This is a genomic window from Klebsiella sp. ZJOU C1 (genome assembly GCF_035620215.1).
Classification (GTDB): Bacteria; Pseudomonadota; Gammaproteobacteria; order Enterobacterales; family Enterobacteriaceae; genus Klebsiella; species Klebsiella variicola.
This window is the reverse complement of the sequence record NZ_CP141644.1, coordinates 1,926,549-1,948,369: the sequence shown is the minus strand read 5'-3', so window position 1 is coordinate 1,948,369 and position 21,821 is coordinate 1,926,549. Positions and strand designations below refer to the sequence as shown.

Genomic DNA, 21,821 nt, shown 5'->3' with positions numbered 1-21,821 from the left:
GACCTCTCTTATCCTTTACGTTCGTTGTCTAACTGACACCATATTTCATCTGCCAGCGTGATAAATTGCCGATCGCCGCTCTGCTGCCAGCGCATTTCATACCATCCCGCCATCAGCAGCAATACCCACGGGCGCCAAAGTACAACCTGCCGCCAAAGCTGCTGCGCGTCGATGGCCGCCCGCCGGGCATACGCCGCCGCCAGCTGGCGGCGCTGGTGAGGGGAAATCCACACCGCGGCCAGCTCCAGCGCGATATCGCCATCGCCGGCATATTCCCAGTCGATCAGCCTCAGGCCGGACTCGCTGTGGATAATATTGCCGGCATGGACGTCCATATGCAGCGGCGCCAGCCGCAGAGGACGGGGCTCGCCCCGGCGGCGCAGCCGCTGATGCCAGCGCAGCCAGCGCGGCGTGCGCCGTGCCGGATCGCACGTCTGCCAGTACTGGGCCAGCAGCGGTGCGAGGGTAACACGCCAGCCGAATCGCGGTTGCTGATGCACGTCATACAATAAGTCTGACAGCATAGGGCAGGCCGGTAACTCGCTTTTCACCTCCCCTGCGCAATATTCCACCACCATCCAGCAGGGTGAGTAAAACAGCGGGGCTGGCGCCAGCCTGGCAGGCAGTTGGCGGAGCGCGCGATACTGACGGCGGAAATAACAGGAAGCGGCTGATGGGTCGTGCGGCTGACGTAGCACGTGCCGCTGGTCGCCGTCGCTGATAATCACACTGCCGCCGCTGAGGCCATTCTGGCTCAGCGAGGCGACAGGATGATAGCGGGGGAAGAAGCGCGACAAGAGCTCATCGCGCGTCAGCTTATTGTTGCTGAACAGCACCTTTACCTGACCAGATAATCTCGCCGGTTTGCACCAGCATCAACTGCATCTTCAGTTCAGGCGCGTTGACGTTGCCGGTGGCATTGGAGTAAAGCACATACTGCGCGCCCACGTTGCGGGCGATACCCATGGCTTTGCTGCGGCTGCCGAGGCTGTCCTGCGGCGACAGGCCCAGCTGCTGTTTGGCGACCCCCAGCTGCTGCGCCGAGACCAGCGTAAACTTGCCGTTGCCGGCCAGCGCATTACGCAGCGCGGTAGTGGCTTCTCCCGCATTCAGCGTACCATTGGTGCGGTTGTTCACGCTGTCAACCAGCAGAATACTGCCCGCATTGACGCCGCTGGCCTGCAGCATCTGCCCCACCAGCGGCTGGACCGCGCCGTTCCAGTCATAATGACGCACGCGCGGCGCCGGCTGACCAGACTGCTGATCCTGATGCTCAATGGGCCCCGGCTGCGACGGTACGGCAGGAACCGCCGGTACCGTCGGCACCGTGGGCTGCGGCTGCGCAGGCTGCTGCGGCTGCGGTTTGGCCTCTTCGACCGGCGCAGGCTGCTCACGTAACCCCGCACAGCCTGCGAGGAATATCGCCAGTGCTGTGATTAACGCATAGCGACACATTTTCATCATTATAATTACCCCTTACAGATAAAGATAAAGGCGGGCCTTATGCGCCCCCAGGATATTGGCGCTACCATACAATGTCACCGAAGAGCGTGCCGGAACCACGATGGTGCGCGGCGCGTCCAGCGGATGCATCTCCAGCCCTCGGGCGTCATACCAGAAAAAACGATAGTGCACGGTGACCGGCTGCTGGCGCTCGTTATACAGCGTTGAGGAGGCGGTAGCCTGAATCTCCGTCGCCACCACGGCAGGCTCGCTGGCGCTGATCCCGGCCGCCAGCACGCTCGACTCCATCACCAGCGCCTGCTGGTCAGAAACCGGGATCTCCGGATGTGAACTACACCCGGCCAGCAGTCCCGCCGCCAGGCAAGCGCCCAAAAGGGTCCTGAGCATGGCGTTAGCCTTTATGCGCCAGCATCGGGCCCAGCGGACGACCGCCCAGCAGATGCATGTGGATATGGTAAACTTCCTGGCCGCCGTGGCGGTTGCAATTAACGATCAAACGGTAGCCATCGTCGGCAAGACCTTCATCGCGGGCGATCTTCGCCGCGACGGTCATCATCCGGCCCAGCGCCAGCTCATGTTCGGTGGTGACGTCATTCACGGTAGGAATCAGAACATTCGGGACAATCAGAATGTGGGTGGGTGCCTGCGGGGAGATGTCGCGAAAAGCGGTCACAAGCTCATCCTGATAGACAATATCCGACGGGATCTCCCGGCGAATGATTTTGCTGAAAATCGTTTCTTCTGCCATGACTGATTCCTTATTAGTTTTATCCCATACGCTGGCCTGCTTCTGCAGATAAACGCGGACGCACAGGTTCAGATAAGAGTATGAGCGACATCCTCCCTCTCTTTCAACCTGAAAGCAGTTTTTCTTATTCAACTATAGACTTAGCTGCTGAGGGATTAAGCATTTGCCGGATACTCTTCAGGGTTATCGCCTCAGAAAACCTCACCTCGTAACGTAAAAAAGGCAGCCAATAGGCTGCCTTAGTCTCCCCGATACTACGTCTTAACTGTTACGGATGTACTCATCCATTTCAGTTTTCAGGTTATCGGACTTGGTACCGAAGATGGCCTGTACGCCAGAACCTGCCACTACCACGCCAGCGGCGCCCAGTTTTTTCAGGCCAGCCTGGTCAACTTTCGCTACATCCGCCACGCTAACACGCAGACGAGTAATACATGCGTCGAGGTTGGTGATGTTCTCTTTACCGCCGAAAGCGGCGATCAGAGCCGGAGCCATCTCGCTGGTTGCGCCAGCTTTGCTCTCTTCGGTGGTATCTTCACGACCCGGTGTTTTCAGATCCAGGGCTTTAATCAGCACGCGGAAAATGACGTAGTACACGATCGCATAGCAGATACCGACAATCGGGAACAGCCACAGCTTGCTGCTGTTACCGGACAGGACGATAAAGTCGATCAGGCCGTGAGAGAACGAGGTACCGTCACGCATACCCAGCAGGATACAGATCGGGAACGCCAGACCCGCCAGAATGGCATGGATAACGTACAGGATCGGCGCCACGAACATGAAGGAGAACTCGATCGGCTCGGTGATACCGGTCAGGAACGAGGTCAGCGCGGCGGAGATCATGATACCGCCCACTTTGGCGCGGTTTTCCGGTTTAGCAGAGTGCCAAATCGCGATTGCCGCTGCCGGCAGACCGTACATTTTGAACAGGAAGCCGCCAGACAGTTTGCCCGCGGTCGGGTCGCCTGCCATGTAGCGCGGGATATCGCCGTGGAACACCTGACCAGCCGCGTTGGTGTATTCGCCGATCTGCATCTGGAAAGGAACGTTCCAGATGTGGTGCAGACCAAACGGCACCAGGCAACGCTCGATGAAACCGTAGATACCAAACGCTACCACCGGGTTCTGATAAGCAGCCCACTGGGAGAAGGTCTGGATCGCGGAACCGATCGGCGGCCAAATGAAGGAGAGGATCACGCCGGTGAAGATAGCGGCCAGACCAGAGATAATCGGTACAAAGCGCTTGCCCGCAAAGAAGCCCAGGTATTCTGGCAGCTTGATACGATAGAAGCGGTTGAACATGTACGCGGCGATAGCACCGGAGATAATACCGCCAAGCACGCCGGTATCAGCCAGGTGTTTTGCCGCAATCTCTTCAGCAGGTAAATGCAGCACCAGCGGCGCAACCACCGCCATGGTTTTCACCATGATGCCGTAAGCCACGACTGCAGCCAGTGCGGATACACCGTCGTTATTGGTGAAGCCGAGGGCCACACCGATAGCGAAGATCAGCGGCATGTTGGCGAAAACTGAACCGCCTGCTTCTGCCATAACGTGGGAGACCACGGCTGGCAGCCAGCTGAAGTTTGCGGAACCGACGCCCAGCAGGATACCTGCGATAGGCAGTACGGATACCGGCAGCATCAGCGATTTACCGACCTTCTGCAGGTTAGCAAATGCATTCTTAAACATAATTGAGAGTGCTCCTGAGTATTTGGTACTTTTTTACGTTTTCACGCATTGGCCCGGGGGGAGAACCGTGCCGTGGACAGGACATCTAAGCGCCCTTTATTTATTACACAGAGTAAAATAATTAACGGGATGATTGTTTGACGGCTATCACGTTTCAATCAGCCTTACGGTAAAAATTTACATCAGCTTACATAAGTTGTATCCAGATGTTGCCAAAAAACCTTCACCGCCACTTTTGTGGCGGTGAACTTTACTCGCTTTGGTTATTAATTACGAGCCTTAAAATAATAAGCAGATCAAGCAGGTTGTAAGCGGGCGGGGTCAATATGGAACAGAGTGGCAAAATTATCGGTGGTCTGCTGGGCCAGTTGCTCCAGCGACACGCCTTTCAGTACCGCCATGTATTCCGCAACGTCACGGACCAGCGCCGGCTGGTTCTCTTTGCCGCGATGGGGGACTGGCGCCAGGTACGGCGAATCGGTCTCCACCAGCAGGCGATCCAGCGGAACATAGCGCGCCGCATCGCGCAGCTGCTCGGCGTTACGAAAAGTGACGATACCGGAAAACGAGATATAGAACCCCATGTCGAGCAATTTACCCGCTGTCTCCCTGTCCTCAGTGAAACAGTGTAGTACGCCACCGCAATCCGTCACCTTTTCTTCGCGTAAAATGGCCAGGGTATCGGCGCGCGCGTCGCGGGTGTGGACGATCACCGGCTTATTCAGCTCGCGGCCAATGCGTATGTGGTCGCGAAACGAGGTTTGCTGCTGGGCTTTGGTTTCCGGGGTATAAAAATAATCCAGACCGGTCTCCCCCATCGCCACAACGCCCTCTTCCGCCGCCAGCGTGCGCAGGGTCTCCACCTCGTAGGCTTCGTCCTGGTTTAACGGATGCACGCCGCAGGAGAAGACGACGTTGTCACGCGTCCCCACCAGCTCACGCATACTGCGGTAGCCGGGCAAGGTCGTGGCGACCGCCAGGCAGAATTTCACATCGCGCGCGGCCGCTTTTGCCAGCACGTCGTCGACGTTTTTGTGCAGAGTTTGATAATCCAGACCATCAAGATGGCAGTGGGAGTCGACTAAAAACATAATGTCTCACTCAGAGGTGGGATACGGGTAAAACCGTCCCGGGTTGCAGGTAATGTTCCCAGCGCAGCAGGCGCTCGGTGAGCAGCAGTTCGCGGTTGACGCCGACGACGTTCAGCAATTGCTCACGGCAGGTACAGACGTCATGGGCGATCGCCTGCAGCCGGGCGGCGGGCAGGCTGTGCGCCAGCTGCTCCAGCAGCGGCCAGACGTCCGGGTTACTCACCAGGGCAATCCCCTGCTGTCGTTTTTGCGCATCGACCAGCAGCGATGCCAGCCAGTGCAGGCGAACCGCCGCCTGTTCATGATTGAGTATCGGCAGCAACGCCAGCCAGTCACCGCTCGCCAGAGTGGCCGCCAGGGCCTGACACAGCTGCTGCCGCGCCGTCCACTGCGGTTCCTGTAATAGTTCGAGCGCCGCGGCCGGCGCGCTGGCGCACAGACGCAACGCGGTCAACAGTGACTCCTGCGGCAGGTTCACCTCTCGCTCCAGCCAGGCCAGGGCATAAGACTCCGACGGCGGCGCCAGGTGGTGCAGGCGACAACGGCTGCGCAGAGTCGTCAGCAGACGCGCCGGCTCCTGGCAGGCGAGGAAGAACCAGGTATTCTCCGGCGGCTCCTCCAGCGTTTTCAGCAACGCGTTGGCGGCGGCATCGGTCAGCAAAGCGGCATCGCTAATCCACACCACTTTCGCCCCACCGAGGCGCGCGCGCTCATAGAGCTTTTCATTGACATCGCGCACCGCATCAATGCCCAGCGCACTCTTGCCCTTTTCGGGGATCAGCGGATAGTAATCGGGATGTGTGCCGGCCTGCATCAGCTGGCAACTATGGCAGCGGCCGCAGCTTTTATGTCCTTCGGGCTGGCGGCACATCAGGAAGCGGCACAGCGCGTAAATCAACGCCTCACCGCCCATCCCGCTCAGAGACTGTAACAGCAAGGCGTGGTGGCCTCGTCCGGCCTGATAGCTTCCGACCAGTTGCTCGAACGACGGGCGCAGCCACGGATACCATTTCATGCCGGTTGCTCCGCCATCCACTGGGCGATCGTGGCGCGAATGTCGCGAGCGACGGCGTCGAGCGGCTGGGTCGCGTCAACCGTGCGGATCGACGGGTCTGCAGCGGCCAGCTCAAGGTAGCGCGCGCGGGTGCGATTGAAGAAGTTCATGGACTCCTGCTCAATGCGATCAAGCTCTCCGCGGGCCCGGGCGCGCTGCAGCCCCACTTCCGGCGTGACGTCGAGGTACAGCGTCAGATTGGGGCGGAAATTGCCGAGTACCGCGTCGCGCAGCGTCGCCAGCATCGTACGGTCGATTCCCCGGCCGCCGCCCTGATAAGCCTGAGTCGACAGATCGTGACGATCGCCGATCACCCACTGGCCGCGGGCCAGCGCGGGCTTAATCACGGTCTCCACCAGCTGGACGCGCGCCGCGTAAAACATCAGCACTTCCGCTTTATCATTAATGACCTCATCACCCGTGGACTGGATATCCAGCACCAGGCTACGCAGTTTTTCGGCAAGGACAGTGCCCCCCGGCTCGCGGGTAAACACCATATCGTGAATACCTGCCGACTGCAGCGTCTCCACCACCAGCTGACGTGCGGTGGTCTTCCCGGCGCCCTCCAGCCCCTCGATGACGATATAGTTACTGCGCATTTTTTTCCTTAAGTACTTTCAGATAGTCCTGCACCGCACGGTTATGACTGACCAGGTTTGTGGTAAACGTATGGCCCCCTTTCCCGTCGGCGACAAAATAGAGGTATGACGTTTTCGCCGGATGGGCGGCCGCCTTCAGCGACGCCTCGCCCGGCACTGCGATAGGACCAGGCGGCAGGCCGCTGATGGTATAGGTATTGTATGCGGTCGGCGTCTCGAGATCCTTACGCGTTAACTTACCAGTATACCCCTCGCCCATCCCGTAAATCACGGTCGGATCGGTCTGTAAGCGCATACCGATGCGCAGGCGATTGATAAATACCGACGCGACGCGGTCGCGCTCTTCCGCCACCGCGGTCTCTTTCTCAATAATCGAGGCCATGGTCAACAGCTGGTTCTGATCGGCATAGGGCAGATTGTCCATCCGTCCTTCCCAGATCTTCGCCACTTCGGCGACCATTTTCTGATGCGCGCGCTTGAGGATGGCGATATCGCTGGTATTGGCGGTGTACATCCAGGTATCCGGCCAGAACCAGCCCTCCACCCAGTCGGCATGCTCAAGACCTAACGCCTTAGCCACCGTCGCGTAGCTATCATCCTCGAGAGTGTGCTTCACGTACGGGGCATCGCGCAGCTGGCGCAGGTAGTCGCTGACGCGCATACCTTCGACAAAGCGCAGCGGAAACTGCGCCTCTTTACCGCTGGCCAGCAGCTGCAGCATCTCGCGCACCGTCATCTGCGGCGTGAAGCGATAGGTCCCGGCTTTGAAGTGAGACAGCTCAGGTTCCACCCGCAGCAGCCACTGGAAAACGCGCGGGCGGTTGATCACCTTCTCGCGATAAAGATCCTGGCCCAGCGCCAGACGGCCGGTACCGGGCTCCAGGGTGAAGATGGTCTCTTCTTTAATCAGCAGCTTGCTGTCCGCCAGCTGGCGTACTTTCCACATGCCTGCCGCCGCGGCGATGCCCAGCACCACCACTAACAGCAGAATAAAACGTAACATTTTCTTCATACTAACCAGACAGCTCACACAAAGGGGCTAAAAAATGGTAAAGCTCGCGCGAGGACCAGACGGTCTCCTCCCAGCGACGAACCGGCACCAGCGGCATCAGCGCATTGCAGATCAGCACTTCATCGGCTTCACGCAATACCTCAGGACGCGCTGTCACTTCGACAACGCGAAACGCCGATGGTGCCAGCTGTGCGATACAGCGCTGCCGCATAATGCCGTTGACCCCGGCGTAATCGAGCCGCGGAGTAAATACATCCCGTCCCTGACGCCAGAATAAATTCGCGGCACAGCATTCCGTAAGCCACCCGTCACTGTCAAGGACCAGCGCCTCATCGGCGTCCGTCTGCTCAAGATGAGAGCGGATCAGTACCTGCTCAAGGCGATTAAGATGCTTCAGTCCGGCAAGCCACGGGTTGCGCCCCAGGGGCACCGGGCTCTGGGTCAGGGTAATGCCCTCCTCCCGCCAGCGCGCATAATGCGCCGGGAATGGAGAGACACTGAGAATGCGGGTGGGCGACACGCAGCCCGCCGTACTGTATCCCCTTCCCCCAACGCCGCGGGTGAGGATCACCTTCAACACGCCCTGCGCGTGCGGCCGCGCCAGACGCTGCATCTCTTCGCTCAGCGTCAGCCAGTCGTGAAATGGTATTTGTAATTTTTCACAGGTTGTCTGCAAACGCTGCAGATGGGCGTCCAGTAGCGCAACCTGCCCCTGCTGGATGCGGGCGGTGGTAAAACAGCCGTCGCCAAACTGGGCGGCGCGATCGTTCGCCGCCAGCGTGTCCTGTTCAACGCCATTTATCAAGAACATAAAGGACTCCTTTTCACTGGTCGGTGAGTGTCTCAGGACACGGAGCAGAGGACAAGCGGAGAAAGCCGAATAAAAAAGGCCCGACGAACGGGCCTTTTGTTAAAGCAGTACCGGGGCAAGCCCTGTCACACTTTCTTGAAGATCAGCGAACCGTTAGTGCCGCCAAAACCGAAGGAGTTGCACAGGGTGTACTCCATACCGGAAACCTGACGCGCTTCGTGTGGCACGAAATCGAGGTCGCAGCCCTCATCCGGGTTGTCGAGGTTGATCGTCGGCGGAACCGCCTGGTCGCGCAGCGCCAGGATAGAGTAGATCGACTCTACGGCCCCTGCCGCGCCCAGCAGGTGCCCGGTCATGGATTTGGTGGAGCTCACCATGACGCGGTTCGCCGCATCACCGAAGACTGACTTAACGGCCTGCGCTTCTGCTTTATCGCCAGCCGGCGTCGAGGTGCCGTGGGCGTTGACGTAGCCAATCTGGCCCGGTTCGATGCCCGCATCGCGAATGGCATTCACCATCGCCAGCGCGGCGCCCGCACCATCTTCCGGCGGTGACGTCATGTGGTAAGCATCGCTGCTCATGCCGAAGCCAACGATCTCGGCGTAGATTTTGGCACCGCGTTTTTTAGCATGCTCGTACTCTTCCAGCACCACCATACCCGCGCCGTCGCCCAGCACGAAGCCGTCGCGATCTTTATCCCACGGACGGCTTGCCGCCTGCGGGTTGTCATTGCGCGTGGAGAGCGCACGCGCCGCGCCGAAGCCGCCCACGCCAAGCGGGGTACTGGCTTTTTCCGCACCGCCTGCCACCATCGCATCGGCATCGCCATAGGCGATGATGCGCGCGGCCTGGCCGATGTTGTGCACGCCTGAAGTACACGCGGTCGCGATAGAGATACTTGGCCCACGCAGACCAAACATGATGGTCAGATGCCCGGCCACCATGTTAACAATTGTGGAAGGAACGAAGAATGGGCTGATCTTACGCGGTCCGCCGTTAACCAGCGAACTGTGGTTTTCTTCGATCAAGCCGAGACCGCCAATACCGGAGCCGATAGCGGCGCCAATACGGGTTGCATTCTCTTCCGTCACTTCAAGGCCAGAATCCTGCATGGCCTGAACGCCAGCGACAATTCCATATTGAATGAAGGCATCCATCTTGCGCTGTTCTTTGCGCGAGATAATGTCATCACAGTTAAAATCCTTTACTAAGCCAGCAAATTTCGTTGCATAGGCGCTAGTATCGAAATGGTCGATCAGGCTGATGCCACTCTGACCGGCAAGGAGAGCTTTCCAGGTAGACTCTACGGTATTGCCGACAGGAGACAACATGCCCAGTCCGGTCACAACTACACGACGCTTAGACACGTTTGTCCTCCAGGGAGGGAAAATAGATTCTTGTGGGACAATAAAAAGATAAAACTCAGGCGGTCGAATGACCGCCTGGAGATGTTCACTTACGCCTGGTGGCCGTTGATGTAATCAATGGCAGCCTGAACGGTGGTGATTTTCTCAGCTTCTTCGTCCGGAATCTCAGTATCAAACTCTTCTTCCAGAGCCATTACCAGCTCAACGGTGTCAAGAGAATCAGCGCCCAGGTCTTCAACGAAGGAAGCATTGTTGGTAACTTCTTCCTGCTTAACGCCCAGCTGCTCGCCGATAATTTTCTTAACGCGTTCTTCGATAGTGCTCATACTCTTAAATTTCCTATCAAAACTCGCTTTCGCGATGGTTTTCGTAGTGTATAAAATGTTGAAAAATTTGCAACTAAATCCCGGCAGGTCTTACCACGATTTTGCGCTATTTTGAGGCCGTTTGCCCTAAGAACGCAAATCTTTTCGCACAAAACCGCACAGGGAACCGTGCGAAGTGCGCGGTTCCTGAACGTTTTGCACAAATCTCGGTCAGACCATGTACATTCCGCCGTTGACGTGCAGCGTTTCACCAGTGATGTAACTTGCTTCGTCAGAGGCTAAAAATGCAACCGCGCTGGCGATTTCATTTGGGGTGCCAAGGCGCCCCGCAGGAACTGCCGCCAGCGTACCCGCACGCTGCTCATCGGTCAGCGCACGCGTCATGTCCGTTTCAATAAAGCCCGGAGCAACAACGTTTACAGTAATACCGCGGGACGCAACTTCACGCGCCAGTGATTTACTGAAGCCGATCAGACCCGCTTTCGCCGCAGCGTAGTTGGCCTGACCCGCATTTCCCATGGTACCAACCACAGAACCGATAGTGATAATACGTCCATGACGCTTTTTCATCATAGCGCGCATTACCGCTTTTGACAGACGGAAAACCGATGACAGGTTGGTTTCGATAATATCGTTCCACTCGTCATCTTTCATGCGCATCAACAGATTGTCGCGAGTGATCCCGGCATTATTCACCAGGATATCCACTTCGCCAAACTCTGCGCGCACATTTTCCAGAACAGATTCAATAGATGCCGGGTCGGTCACATTCAACATCAGACCTTTACCGTTGGCGCCTAAATAGTCGCTGATGGCCTGCGCGCCGCTTTCGCTGGTCGCAGTACCGATAACTTTCGCGCCACGAGCGACGAGCGTTTCAGCGATTGCACGGCCAATACCGCGGCTTGCACCGGTAACCAGCGCGATTTTTCCTTCAAAACTCATGGTTTTCCTCTTTTATTGCTCAAGCGCCGCAGACATCGCCGCCGGCTCGTTAAGCGCGGAAGCGGTCAGGGTGTCAACAATACGTTTGGTCAGGCCGGTGAGGACTTTACCCGGGCCAACTTCATACAGATGCGTTACGCCCTGCGCCGCCATAAACTCAACGGTTTTGGTCCACTGGACCGGGCTGTACAGCTGGCGTACCAGCGCGTCGCGAATGGCGTCCGGCGTGGTTTCGCATTTCACGTCGACGTTATTCACTACCGGAATCGTCGGCGCGTTGAAGGTAATTTTCTGCAACTCCAGCGCCAGTTTTTCTGCAGCTGGCTTCATCAGCGCGCAGTGGGACGGCACGCTCACCGGCAGCGGCAGCGCGCGTTTGGCGCCGGCGGCTTTACAAGCGGCGCCAGCGCGTTCAACGGCCTCTTTATGCCCGGCGATAACCACCTGGCCCGGGGAATTGTAGTTCACCGGAGAGACAACCTGCCCTTCGGCCGATTCTTCACAGGCTTTGGCGATAGATGCGTCATCCAGGCCGATAATCGCGGACATGGCGCCGGTACCTTCCGGTACGGCTTCCTGCATGAATTTCCCGCGCAGTTCAACCAGACGAACGGCATCAGCGAAACCGATAACCCCTGCGCAAACCAGCGCGGAGTATTCGCCGAGGCTGTGGCCCGCCAGCAGGGTCGGCGCTTTGCCGCCCTGCTGCTGCCAGACGCGGTATAGCGCCACGGAGGCGGTCAGCAGCGCCGGCTGAGTCTGCCAGGTTTTATTCAGTTCTTCTGCCGGGCCCTGTTGAGCCAGCGCCCACAGATCGTAACCCAACGCTGCGGACGCTTCACCGAAGGTCTCTTCAATCACCGGCCAGGTGGCAGCCATATCGGCCAGCATGCCTACGGCCTGGGAACCTTGTCCCGGGAACACAAAAGCAAATTGCGTCATGTTTAAATCCTTATACTAAAAACGAACCAGCGCGGAACCCCAGGTGAAACCGCCACCAAAGGCTTCCAGCAGAATCAACTGACCGCGTTGGATACGGCCATCGCGAACGGCTTCATCCAGCGCGCAAGGGACTGACGCCGCGGAGGTGTTGCCATGGCGGTCGAGGGTCACAACGACGTTATCCATCGACATGCCCAGTTTCTTCGCCGTCGCGCTGATAATACGCAGGTTTGCCTGGTGCGGCACCAGCCAGTCCAGCGCTGAACGTTCAAGATTATTCGCTGCCAGCGTTTCATCAACGATGTGCGCCAGCTCGGTGACCGCCACTTTGAAGACTTCATTGCCGGCCATCGTCAGATAGATCGGGTTTTCCGGATCGACGCGATCGGCGTTCGGCAGGGTCAGCAGTTCGCCATAGCTGCCGTCAGCATGCAGATGCGTCGAGATAATGCCTGGCTCTTCAGACGCGCCAAGCACTACCGCGCCCGCGCCGTCACCGAAAATAATGATCGTGCCGCGATCGGTGGGATCGCAAGTACGCGCCAGCACATCGGCGCCAATCACCAGCGCATAATCCACCGCGCCGTTCTTCACGTACTGATCGGCGACGCTCAGCGCATAGGTGAAACCGGCGCAGGCGGCCGCGACATCAAACGCCGGGCAACCCTTAACGCCCAGCATAGACTGGATCTGGCATGCCGAACTCGGAAACGCGTGCGTGCCGGAGGTGGTCGCAACGATAATCAGACCAATCTGCTCCGCGGACACGCCCGCCATCGCCAGCGCCTGCTTTGCGGCTTCAAAGCCCATCGTAGCAACTGTTTCATGCGCTGCGGCAATACGACGCTCACGGATACCTGTGCGGGTGACAATCCACTCGTCAGAGGTCTCTACCATTTTTTCCAGGTCGGCGTTTGTACGCACTTGCTCGGGCAGATAGCTGCCGGTACCAATAATCTTCGTATACATGTACGCTCAGTCACTCTTGGGTAATATACCCGCCTCTTTCAACCTGCCGCGGCGTCAATCGTGGCCATTCGTCCCGCTTTGCTGTCGGGAGTTCACGTCACTGTCGCTTTCCGGCAGCGCGAAACCAGCTGGGTATAAAGATTCCAGGCGCGCGGCGATCCGTTGAGGAATTTGCCGCTGCACCGCCTGCACTGCCTGCTCTATCGCGACGCTAAAGGCGCGTTGATTGGCAGCACCATGACTCTTGATCACGGAACCGCGCAATCCTAACAGACAGGCGCCATTATACTGGTCGGGGTTGAGGTGACTGAATCGCCTCGCCAGGCTTTTTTGTAACCAACGTTTTAATAACAGCAGCCACCACGACCGTTTTTTGCCCTCTCCCTGAGATTTCAGCAGTGAAAGGAACATTCTGACAACACCTTCCATGGTTTTTAATGTGACGTTGCCCGTGAATCCATCACAAACCAGCACATCGGTTTTTCCGGTCAACAGTTCATTGGCTTCAAGATAGCCGATGTAGTTGAGGGAAGGCAGCGTTTTCAGCACTGCGGCAGCATCGCGAATGCTGCTGAGGCCTTTCATCTCTTCTTCGCCGATATTCAGCAAGGCGACGCGCGGGTTGGTCATGCCAACCACTTCCTCCGCCAGCACCGAGCCCATGACGGCGAACTGCACCAGCATCGTGCTGTCGCAATCGACGTTGGCGCCGAGATCCAGCACCACGGTTTTGCCCTTCTGCTGGTGCGGCAGAACCGTCACCAGCGCCGGCCGCTCAATACCTTCGATCGGTTTGAGCAACAGTTTCGCCAGTCCCATCAGCGCGCCGGTGTTGCCGGCGCTGACGCAGGCTTCCGCCCGCCCTTCTTTCACAAGCTCCAGCGCCACGCGCATTGAGCTTCCGCGACTGCTGCGGATAGCCTGTGCGGGTCGCGCATCACTGGCAATAACTGACTGCGCAGGAATAATCTGCAGACGCGAACGTTGTTCGAAGTCAGCTTTGGCAAGTAATGGCGTGATGGCGTCGGGGTCGCCGACTAAAAGAAGTGTGAGTTGCGAATTAGAGTTCAGTGCCTGCAGTGCTGCAGGCACCGTCACGGATGGGCCAAAATCGCCCCCCATGACATCTAACGCCAGGGTTAGACGTGTCAAGGTATCGTCGCTGCCCGGTTCGGTGATTCCCCAGTTGCCCGGGGAGTCCTCACTAAGCTTCATCACGCTGGCACTCGCGAATGTTCACGCTGCAGACGCAACAATTCGGGCATTGATGCCCCTGGTGATCGGGTTAACCGAATGTCCAGGGACGCACACGCCCGCCATGGCCTGCAACGGGAAATCCTGCGAGTATCGCGTGATTACTTAGCGATAACCTTGCGACCGCGGTAGAAACCGTCGGCAGTGATGTGGTGACGCAGGTGTTTCTCACCAGAAGTTTTGTCTACAGACAGGCTGGTGACTGCGGTCAGCGCGTCATGGGAACGACGCATGCCACGTTTGGAACGGGTTGGTTTATTCTGTTGTACGGCCATGGACCTTACTCCTCAATTACTTACGCTTTAAGCTGGCTAATACGGCAAATGGGTTTGGTTTTTGTGCCTCTTCAGGCAGTTCGCCAAAGACCATGTCCGCGTCGGACACTTCACAGTGTTCAGAATCATGCACCGGAACTACGGGCAGGGAGAGGATAATTTCATCCTCGACCATTGCCTGCAGGTCGATTTCACCGAATTCGTTAACCTCAATCGGCTCATACGCTTCCGGTAGTGCTTCGGCCTGTTCGTCATTTCTGACGGGGCTAAAACAATACGTGGTGTGGACGTGATGAGGGAACGGTTTCCCGCAACGCTGGCATTCGAGGGTTACCGTCACCTTTGCATCGCCAGTGATGACGGCGAGACGCTGGTTATCGATAGCGAACGACATGCTGCATTCCACATCGCTGTCCACGCTGACTACAGAATCGGCTACACGTTCAACCTGATCGCGGGCATAGATGCCTTCGTAATCAAGGCGTTTTTGAGCCGTGCGGACCGGATCAAGAGTCAGGGGTAATTTTACCTTTTGCATAGGGCGCGCATATTAACTTTGTAATGTCATAGAGTCAAAGAAAAAGGCAGCCTCAGGTTGCCTTTTGCCATTTATTCGCACACATTGCGGCGCATAGTTTAAGATGATGCTCTGCGAAGCGCTATATGTGGATGAAAAAATATGTCTGAACTTATCCTCGCGTCAACCTCTCCCTGGCGGCGCATGCTGCTGGAAAAACTGGGGTTACCGTTTGAATGTGCCGCGCCTGACGTTGACGAAACGCCGTTGCCGGAAGAATCCGCGCGTCAACTTGTCGCCCGACTGGCGCAAGCCAAAGCGCAAAGCCTGGCCTCCCGCTATCCGCACCACCTTATTATAGGCTCCGATCAGGTTTGCGTATTAGACGGTGAAATCACCGGCAAACCGCACACCGAAGAAAATGCCCGCCGGCAGTTGCGAAAGGCCAGCGGGACCATCGTCACCTTTTATACCGGTCTGGCGCTATACAACTCCGCCACCGGCCATCTGCAAACCGAATGCGAGCCCTTTGACGTTCACTTTCGCCATCTCAGCGATAAAGAGATTGAAGGCTACGTCCGCAAAGAGAACCCGCTGCAATGCGCCGGGAGTTTCAAGAGCGAGGGGTTAGGGATTACGCTATTTGAACGACTGGAAGGCCGCGACCCGAACACTCTGGTCGGTTTACCCTTAATCGCGCTCTGTCAGATGCTGCGCCGCGAGAATAACAATCCGCTGTTAGGCTAAAGCAAAAAAAACGGCGGAACTGATTCCGCCGTTGCGCTTATTTGCTCTTACGTAGCACCTGTAAACAGTGCTTCAGCTGGTTATCCAGCGGCGCCTCAACGCGCATCACCTCCCCGCTCCCCGGGTGGGTAAACTTCAGCGCCGCCGCGTGCAGGAACAGGCGGTTTAAGCCGGTACCGGACAGCTGCTTGTCGAACTCGCGGTCGCCATAGCGATCGTCAAAAGCGATAGGATGCCCGGCATACTGGGTATGAACGCGGATCTGATGCGTGCGGCCGGTGACCGGGCTGCAGCGCACCAGCGTGGCGAATTCGTAACGCTCTTCCACTTTAAAGCGCGTCTCCGACGGCTTGCCTTCCTGACTCACGCGAACGATACGCTCCCCACTCTGCAGAATATTCTTCAACAGCGGGGCCTGGACCACTTTGGTATGCGACTGCCACTGGCCGCGCACCAGCGCCAGGTAGTCTTTCTGCATGCCTTTATCGCGCAGCTGCTCGTGCAGCGAACGCAGCGCCGAGCGCTTTTTCGCCACCAGCAGCACGCCGGAGGTATCGCGGTCGAGACGATGCACCAGCTCAAGGAAACGTGCCTCCGGGCGCAGGGCGCGCAGCCCTTCAATCACGCCAAAGCTCAGTCCGCTGCCGCCGTGTACCGCAGTACCGGAAGGTTTGTTGAGTACCAGAATATGATCGTCTTCATAGAGGATCACCTCAGAGAGCGCGGCCACTTTCTGCAGATGCGGCGATACCGCCTCTTCTTCACGCTCCGCCACGCGCACCGGCGGGATACGGACTTCATCACCCGCTTCCAGCTTATACTCCGGCTTCACGCGCTTTTTGTTTACCCGCACCTCGCCTTTACGCAGGATGCGATAAATCATGCTCTTCGGTACACCTTTCAATTGGGTACGCAAAAAGTTGTCGATACGTTGCCCCGCTTCATCAGCAGCAATGGCAACCATTTTTACGGTTGGGGTCTCAGTTTTCATGGTGCGCGATTCTAAATAGCCGGACGCATTAGCGCCACTCATTTTTATATGCTTATATTTATCATTATCCTGTTTTCACGGTTTACCTGACCGCCATTTTGTTTGTTATTAGAACAATCTGTATGGGCAGGTGATAAAACTGTGAGTAACCGGGTGATAAAAGGTGAAAGTCAACTTGCTATAACAAGGTTAGCAATGGAATAATGAGACCGTTTTCCGTATTGCATCTTGTTAGAACAAGACATTAGCGGAATGACCAATTTTGTCTGACCGATCGCCCACGCAGCAATGGCGTAAGACGTTGTGATCTTTCAGACAGTTAGCGGGCTGCGGGTTGCAGTCCTTACCGGTACAGGCTCTATGGATTTCAAGTCGCAGGAAGGCGTCAACTCCGGGACTCCCGGGAGCTCATCTGGATCCCTTGATCGAGGTGAGCAGGTTAAGCCACCATGCCTGCAACGCGAAAGACGACGAGTATAAATGGAATATTCTCTGGTGATACATCCCAGGCTGTTCCCCTGAATAATTGCGCTGTGTTTCCGTTTGAAACACAGGCGACCGACACTCTGCGCCTCTTAAGCGCGCGACAACCGTGAGGTTGGCGACGTGAACCAGACACGAGGCCATCGGTTTTCCCCCGGAAAGGCATTACTCTGCCCGCAGCTTAGTCGTCAATGTAAGAATAATGAGTAAGTTACGATGAAAAGAATGTTAATCAACGCAACTCAGCAGGAAGAGTTGCGCGTCGCCCTTGTTGATGGGCAGCGCCTGTACGACCTGGATATCGAAAGCCCCGGGCACGAACAGAAAAAAGCGAACATCTACAAAGGCAAAATCACCCGCATTGAACCTAGCCTTGAAGCCGCGTTTGTCGATTACGGCGCCGAGCGTCATGGTTTCCTCCCCCTCAAAGAAATCGCCCGCGAATACTTCCCCGCTAACTACAATGCGCACGGTCGTCCTAATATCAAAGACGTGCTGCGTGAAGGTCAGGAAGTTATCGTGCAGATTGATAAAGAAGAACGCGGCAACAAAGGCGCTGCGCTCACCACCTTTATCAGCCTGGCAGGCAGCTATCTGGTCCTGATGCCGAACAACCCGCGCGCGGGGGGAATTTCCCGCCGTATCGAGGGCGACGACCGCACTGAACTGAAAGAAGCGCTGGCGAGCCTGGAGCTTCCGGACGGCATGGGTCTTATCGTTCGCACCGCTGGCGTCGGCAAATCTGCCGAAGCCCTGCAGTGGGACCTGAGCTTCCGCCTGAAGCACTGGGAAGCGATTCAGAAAGCCGCGGAAAGCCGTCCGGCGCCGTTCCTGATCCACCAGGAAAGCAACGTGATTGTCCGCGCATTCCGCGATTATCTGCGCCAGGACATCGGCGAAATCCTGATCGATAACCCGAAAGTGCTCGAGCTGGCGCGCCAGCATATCGCCGCACTGGGTCGTCCGGATTTCAGCAGCAAAATCAAACTGTACACCGGTGAAATCCCGCTGTTCAGCCATTATCAGATTGAATCGCAAATTGAGTCCGCCTTCCAGCGTGAAGTGCGCCTGCCTTCCGGCGGGTCTATCGTTATCGACAGCACCGAAGCGCTGACCGCGATCGATATCAACTCCGCCCGCGCCACCCGCGGCGGCGATATCGAAGAGACAGCCTTCAATACCAACCTTGAAGCGGCTGACGAGATTGCCCGCCAGCTGCGTCTGCGCGACCTCGGCGGCTTGATCGTTATCGACTTCATCGATATGACCCCGGTTCGCCACCAGCGTGCGGTGGAAAACCGTCTGCGTGAAGCCGTTCGTCAGGACCGCGCGCGCATTCAGATTAGTCATATTTCGCGCTTCGGCCTGCTGGAGATGTCTCGCCAGCGCCTGAGCCCGTCGCTGGGCGAATCCAGCCATCACGTCTGCCCGCGCTGCTCCGGCACCGGTACCGTGCGTGATAACGAATCGCTGTCGCTCTCTATTCTGCGTCTGATTGAAGAAGAGGCGCTGAAAGAGAACACCAAAGAAGTCCACGCCATCGTTCCGGTACCGATCGCCTCTTATCTGCTGAACGAAAAACGTGCCGCAGTGAGCGCAATCGAATCCCGTCAGGGCGATGTCCGCGTCATTATCGTGCCAAACGACGAGATGCAGACGCCGCACTACTCCGTCCTGCGCGTGCGTAAAGGTGAAGAGACCTCAACGCTGAGCTATCTGCTGCCGAAGCTGCATGAAGAAGAGATGGCGCTGCCTGGTGACGAGGAGCCAGCAGAACGTAAACGTCCGGAGCAGCCTGCGCTGGCCGCCTTTGTGATGCCTGACGCCCCACCGGCACCGATGCTGGAAGAGCCTGTGGCTGCCCCTGCGGTCGCCGCTGCCCCGGTCGCGGCCGCCGCGCCGGCCCAGCCGGGACTACTCTCACGCTTCTTCAGCGCGCTGAAAAATATCTTCTCTGGCACTGAAGAAGCCAAGCCGGTTGAAGTTCCGGTCGAGAAGAAAGCAGAAGAAAAACCGGAGCGTCAGCAGGAGCGCCGTAAACCGCGGAGCAACAACCGCCGCGATCGCAACGACCGCAACGATCGCCGTGATAACCGCGACAATCGTGACAACCGCGATAACCGTGACAATCGCGACACCCGTGCGGACAATGCCGAGGGTCGTGAGCCGCGCGAATCGCGTGAAGAAAACCGTCGCAATCGTCGCGAAAAGCAGCCGCAAAACGTAGAAGCGCGTGATGCTCGCCAGACCGTCGGCGATGACGCGGACAAAGCCAAATCCCGCGACGAGCAGCAGCCGCGCCGCGAACGCTCCCGCCGCCGCAATGACGATAAACGTCAGGCGCAGCAGGAAGCCAAGGTGCAGACGCGTGAAGAGCCGGAAGTACAGGAGACTGAGCAGGAAGAGCGTGTGCAGACTCTGCCGCGTCGTAAACCGCGTCAGCTCTCCCAGAAAGTACGCATTGAGTCAGCCGTTGCCGAGCAGACTGCCGAGATCGCGCCTGAGACCATTGTGGCTGAAGTCGCCACCCCGCGCAGCGAGCCGGTGAAAGCCGAACTGCCGGCGGTAGTGGAAAACGTAGTGGAACACGATGAAAACGGCGAATCCCGTGAAGCCAACGGTATGCCGCGCCGCTCTCGTCGTTCCCCGCGTCATCTGCGCGTGAGCGGTCAGCGTCGTCGTCGCTATCGTGACGAACGCTATCCGACCCAGTCGCCTATGCCGCTGACCGTCGCCTGCGCCTCGCCGGAGATGGCTTCCGGTAAAGTCTGGATCCGCTACCCGGTCGTTCGTCCGCAGGACCAGCAGCCGGAAGAGGTTCCGGTTCAGGACACCAGCGCCATTGAAGCCATCGAGGCTGTTGCGACACCGGTTGCCGTGGTTGAAACCGTCACTGCCGCGCCAGTTACCGTCGAGCCGGCGACCATGGAGCCCGTTACCGCTGAGCCGGTGGTCGTCGAACCTGTCGTAGTCGCCGAGCCGGTTATCGTTGATACTCCGGAAATTGTCGAGCCAGCCGCTGTCGAGCCAGCGCCGGTCGAAGCGCCAGCTGTCGAAGCGCCTCAGGCTATTGCGCCAGTGACGATCGACGCCGAGCCGGTCACGGTTGAACCTGAAGTGGTGGAAACGGCGCCTGTCGTTGAAGCGCCAGTGGAAACCATCGTTCCGGCCACGGAAACCGTGGTGGAAGCACCGGTGACCGAAGCCGCCCCAACAGCCCCTGCCGAACCGGTCAAAGCTGAAACGCCGGTAAGCAAACCCGTGGTTGTGGCTGGCGATCGCCATGCTACCGCGCCGATGACCCGGGCGCCTGCTCCGGACTATGTCCCGGAAGCGCCGCGCCACAGCACCTGGGTGCGCCCGCCGTTCGCTTTTGAAGGTAAAGGCGCCGCCGGTGGTCATAGTGCGACGCGTAAAGCCACCGCAGAACCGACCCGCCCACAGCCCGTCGAATAAGCGTGCTTAATAAAAAAACCGGCCTCTGGCCGGTTTTTTTATGCGCTTTGCGGACGCTGCATCCCGGCCAGATCCGGCATGATCTCCCGCATCAGGTCAAGGAACTTACGCAGGCGTGTCGGATAATAGCGCGCCCAGGGATAAACCAGATGAACCGGTAGCGAGGCGGGACGCCACTGCGGGAACAGCTCAATCAGCCGTCCGGCGGCAATATCCTCCACGACTGTCCAGCTGGACACCATCGCCACCCCCAGCCCCGCCAGCGCGGTATTTCGCGCGACGTACAGGCTGTCAGTGCTCAGGCAGGGGGTGATGGCCGTCGAGACGATTTGCCCACTTTCCAGATGCCGGAGCCGTACCTCATGCTGATAAAAGGTATTAATGGCGATCCACGGCAGGCCGGATAGCGCCTCCAGCGAGGTTAACGGCGGGTACTTCGCCAGGAGTTCAGGGGAAGCCACCACGCAGCGCGGCACTTCCGCCAGCAGCACGGATACCGTGGCCGGATCCACCTCCGCGCCAACGCGGATGGCGCAGTCGATATTATCGCTGAGAAAGTCGACGGTATTATCATTCAGCATCCACTCGACCGACAGTTGCGGATGACGCTGCAGAAATGCGACCAGCGGCGCCAGCAGCTGTTGCTGGCCAAAAGCATGGGGCGCCCGTACCCGCAGCACCCCCACGGGCTGATCGTCGGCAATACGCAGATCATCCTCCAGCGCCAGCCAGGCGTCCACGACCTGACGGGCATGGCGATAACAGCGTTCGCCATCGTCAGTGAGCTTCATCGCATGAGTGGTGCGCAGGATCAACTTCACCCCCAGCAGTCCTTCCAGGGACTGCAGGCGGCGGCTGACGGTTGCCTGGGTGGTATCCATCTGCCCCGCGGCGGCGGAGAGTGAGCCGGCCTCTATAATACGAATATAGGTGCGCATCAGCTCAATGCGGTCTATACGCTCCTGTCTTTTCATTTTTCTTTTGCCTATACGTGCTACGTATAACCGTTTTATCACCAGCCCGGCTACCGCGCCAGCTGCATTCAGGGAAAAATAGCGCCATCGCATCTATGAGG

22 protein-coding genes are annotated in these 21,821 nt (G+C 57.9%); 2 read left to right on the top strand and 20 right to left on the bottom strand.

Annotated features, from left to right (window positions below; translation table 11 throughout):
• Window positions 1-8: 8 nt before the first annotated feature.
• From thiK to yceD, 18 genes are all read right to left on the bottom strand, one after another.
• Window positions 9-836, bottom strand: a complete 828-nt coding sequence (gene thiK, locus SPE70_RS09140; protein ID WP_048271547.1) for a thiamine kinase — start codon at window positions 834-836, stop codon at window positions 9-11.
• Window positions 817-1,455 (bottom strand): penicillin-binding protein activator LpoB, encoded by a 639-nt coding sequence (lpoB, locus tag SPE70_RS09135; RefSeq protein ID WP_162493324.1) that lies wholly within the window; start codon window positions 1,453-1,455, stop codon window positions 817-819. The genes thiK and lpoB overlap by 20 nt, the downstream gene beginning before the upstream one ends.
• A 21-nt stretch (window positions 1,456-1,476) precedes the next feature.
• Window positions 1,477-1,851 (bottom strand): YcfL family putative periplasmic lipoprotein, encoded by a 375-nt coding sequence (locus tag SPE70_RS09130; protein WP_002900683.1) that lies wholly within the window; start codon window positions 1,849-1,851, stop codon window positions 1,477-1,479.
• A 4-nt stretch (window positions 1,852-1,855) separates the two neighbouring features.
• Window positions 1,856-2,212, bottom strand: coding sequence for a purine nucleoside phosphoramidase (gene hinT / locus SPE70_RS09125; RefSeq protein ID WP_004204571.1), 357 nt, complete (start codon window positions 2,210-2,212; stop codon window positions 1,856-1,858).
• 261 nt (window positions 2,213-2,473) lie between these two features.
• Window positions 2,474-3,907: a PTS glucose transporter subunit IIBC gene (gene ptsG, locus SPE70_RS09120; RefSeq protein ID WP_008805993.1), complete on the bottom strand. Its 1,434-nt coding sequence runs from the start codon at window positions 3,905-3,907 to the stop codon at window positions 2,474-2,476.
• Between the two features lie 296 nt (window positions 3,908-4,203).
• Window positions 4,204-4,998, bottom strand: a complete 795-nt coding sequence (locus tag SPE70_RS09115; RefSeq protein WP_008805992.1) for a metal-dependent hydrolase — start codon at window positions 4,996-4,998, stop codon at window positions 4,204-4,206.
• 10 nt (window positions 4,999-5,008) lie between these two features.
• Window positions 5,009-6,013, bottom strand: coding sequence for a DNA polymerase III subunit delta' (gene holB / locus SPE70_RS09110; RefSeq protein ID WP_012968571.1), 1,005 nt, complete (start codon window positions 6,011-6,013; stop codon window positions 5,009-5,011).
• Window positions 6,010-6,651 (bottom strand): dTMP kinase, encoded by a 642-nt coding sequence (gene tmk, locus SPE70_RS09105; RefSeq protein WP_023339888.1) that lies wholly within the window; start codon window positions 6,649-6,651, stop codon window positions 6,010-6,012. Before tmk ends, holB begins: the two co-directional genes overlap by 4 nt.
• Window positions 6,641-7,663, bottom strand: coding sequence for a cell division protein YceG (gene yceG, locus SPE70_RS09100; protein WP_016160617.1), 1,023 nt, complete (start codon window positions 7,661-7,663; stop codon window positions 6,641-6,643). Before yceG ends, tmk begins: the two co-directional genes overlap by 11 nt.
• Before the next feature lies 1 nt (window position 7,664).
• Complete coding sequence (gene pabC / locus SPE70_RS09095; protein ID WP_012542240.1) at window positions 7,665-8,474, bottom strand: aminodeoxychorismate lyase; 810 nt, start codon at window positions 8,472-8,474, stop codon at window positions 7,665-7,667.
• Window positions 8,475-8,599: 125 nt separating this feature from the next.
• Window positions 8,600-9,841: a beta-ketoacyl-ACP synthase II gene (gene fabF, locus SPE70_RS09090; protein ID WP_022065359.1), complete on the bottom strand. Its 1,242-nt coding sequence runs from the start codon at window positions 9,839-9,841 to the stop codon at window positions 8,600-8,602.
• An 89-nt stretch (window positions 9,842-9,930) separates the two neighbouring features.
• Complete coding sequence (gene acpP, locus SPE70_RS09085) at window positions 9,931-10,167, bottom strand: acyl carrier protein (protein ID WP_000103754.1); 237 nt, start codon at window positions 10,165-10,167, stop codon at window positions 9,931-9,933.
• 210 nt (window positions 10,168-10,377) lie between these two features.
• Window positions 10,378-11,112, bottom strand: coding sequence for a 3-oxoacyl-ACP reductase FabG (gene fabG, locus SPE70_RS09080; RefSeq protein ID WP_002899294.1), 735 nt, complete (start codon window positions 11,110-11,112; stop codon window positions 10,378-10,380).
• A gap of 12 nt (window positions 11,113-11,124) precedes the next feature.
• A complete protein-coding gene (fabD, locus tag SPE70_RS09075; protein ID WP_012542242.1) occupies window positions 11,125-12,054 on the bottom strand; it encodes an ACP S-malonyltransferase in 930 nt (309 codons plus the stop codon).
• Between the two features lie 15 nt (window positions 12,055-12,069).
• Window positions 12,070-13,023 (bottom strand): beta-ketoacyl-ACP synthase III, encoded by a 954-nt coding sequence (locus SPE70_RS09070; protein WP_008805985.1) that lies wholly within the window; start codon window positions 13,021-13,023, stop codon window positions 12,070-12,072.
• A gap of 54 nt (window positions 13,024-13,077) precedes the next feature.
• A complete protein-coding gene (gene plsX / locus SPE70_RS09065; RefSeq protein WP_206778566.1) occupies window positions 13,078-14,175 on the bottom strand; it encodes a phosphate acyltransferase PlsX in 1,098 nt (365 codons plus the stop codon).
• A gap of 203 nt (window positions 14,176-14,378) precedes the next feature.
• Window positions 14,379-14,552, bottom strand: a complete 174-nt coding sequence (rpmF, locus tag SPE70_RS09060) for a 50S ribosomal protein L32 (RefSeq protein WP_000290724.1) — start codon at window positions 14,550-14,552, stop codon at window positions 14,379-14,381.
• Between the two features lie 16 nt (window positions 14,553-14,568).
• Complete coding sequence (gene yceD / locus SPE70_RS09055; protein ID WP_008805983.1) at window positions 14,569-15,090, bottom strand: 23S rRNA accumulation protein YceD; 522 nt, start codon at window positions 15,088-15,090, stop codon at window positions 14,569-14,571.
• 141 nt (window positions 15,091-15,231) lie between these two features.
• Here yceD and SPE70_RS09050 point away from each other — a divergent pair, with 141 nt between their 5' ends.
• Window positions 15,232-15,816 carry a Maf family protein gene (locus tag SPE70_RS09050; RefSeq protein ID WP_008805982.1) on the top strand — a complete coding sequence of 195 codons (585 nt, stop codon included), beginning with the start codon at window positions 15,232-15,234 and terminating at the stop codon, window positions 15,814-15,816.
• 37 nt (window positions 15,817-15,853) lie between these two features.
• On the opposite strand, the gene rluC is transcribed toward SPE70_RS09050, so the two are convergent.
• Window positions 15,854-16,807, bottom strand: a complete 954-nt coding sequence (gene rluC, locus SPE70_RS09045; RefSeq protein WP_012542245.1) for a 23S rRNA pseudouridine(955/2504/2580) synthase RluC — start codon at window positions 16,805-16,807, stop codon at window positions 15,854-15,856.
• Window positions 16,808-17,506: 699 nt separating this feature from the next.
• Between rluC and rne the strand changes: the two genes are divergently transcribed.
• Window positions 17,507-20,746 (top strand): ribonuclease E, encoded by a 3,240-nt coding sequence (rne, locus tag SPE70_RS09040; RefSeq protein WP_064170206.1) that lies wholly within the window; start codon window positions 17,507-17,509, stop codon window positions 20,744-20,746.
• Window positions 20,747-20,784: 38 nt separating this feature from the next.
• Here rne and SPE70_RS09035 read toward each other — a convergent pair whose 3' ends face one another.
• Entirely contained in the window at window positions 20,785-21,813 is a 1,029-nt protein-coding gene (locus SPE70_RS09035; protein WP_168443358.1) for a LysR family transcriptional regulator, read from the bottom strand.
• Window positions 21,814-21,821 lie beyond the last annotated feature (8 nt).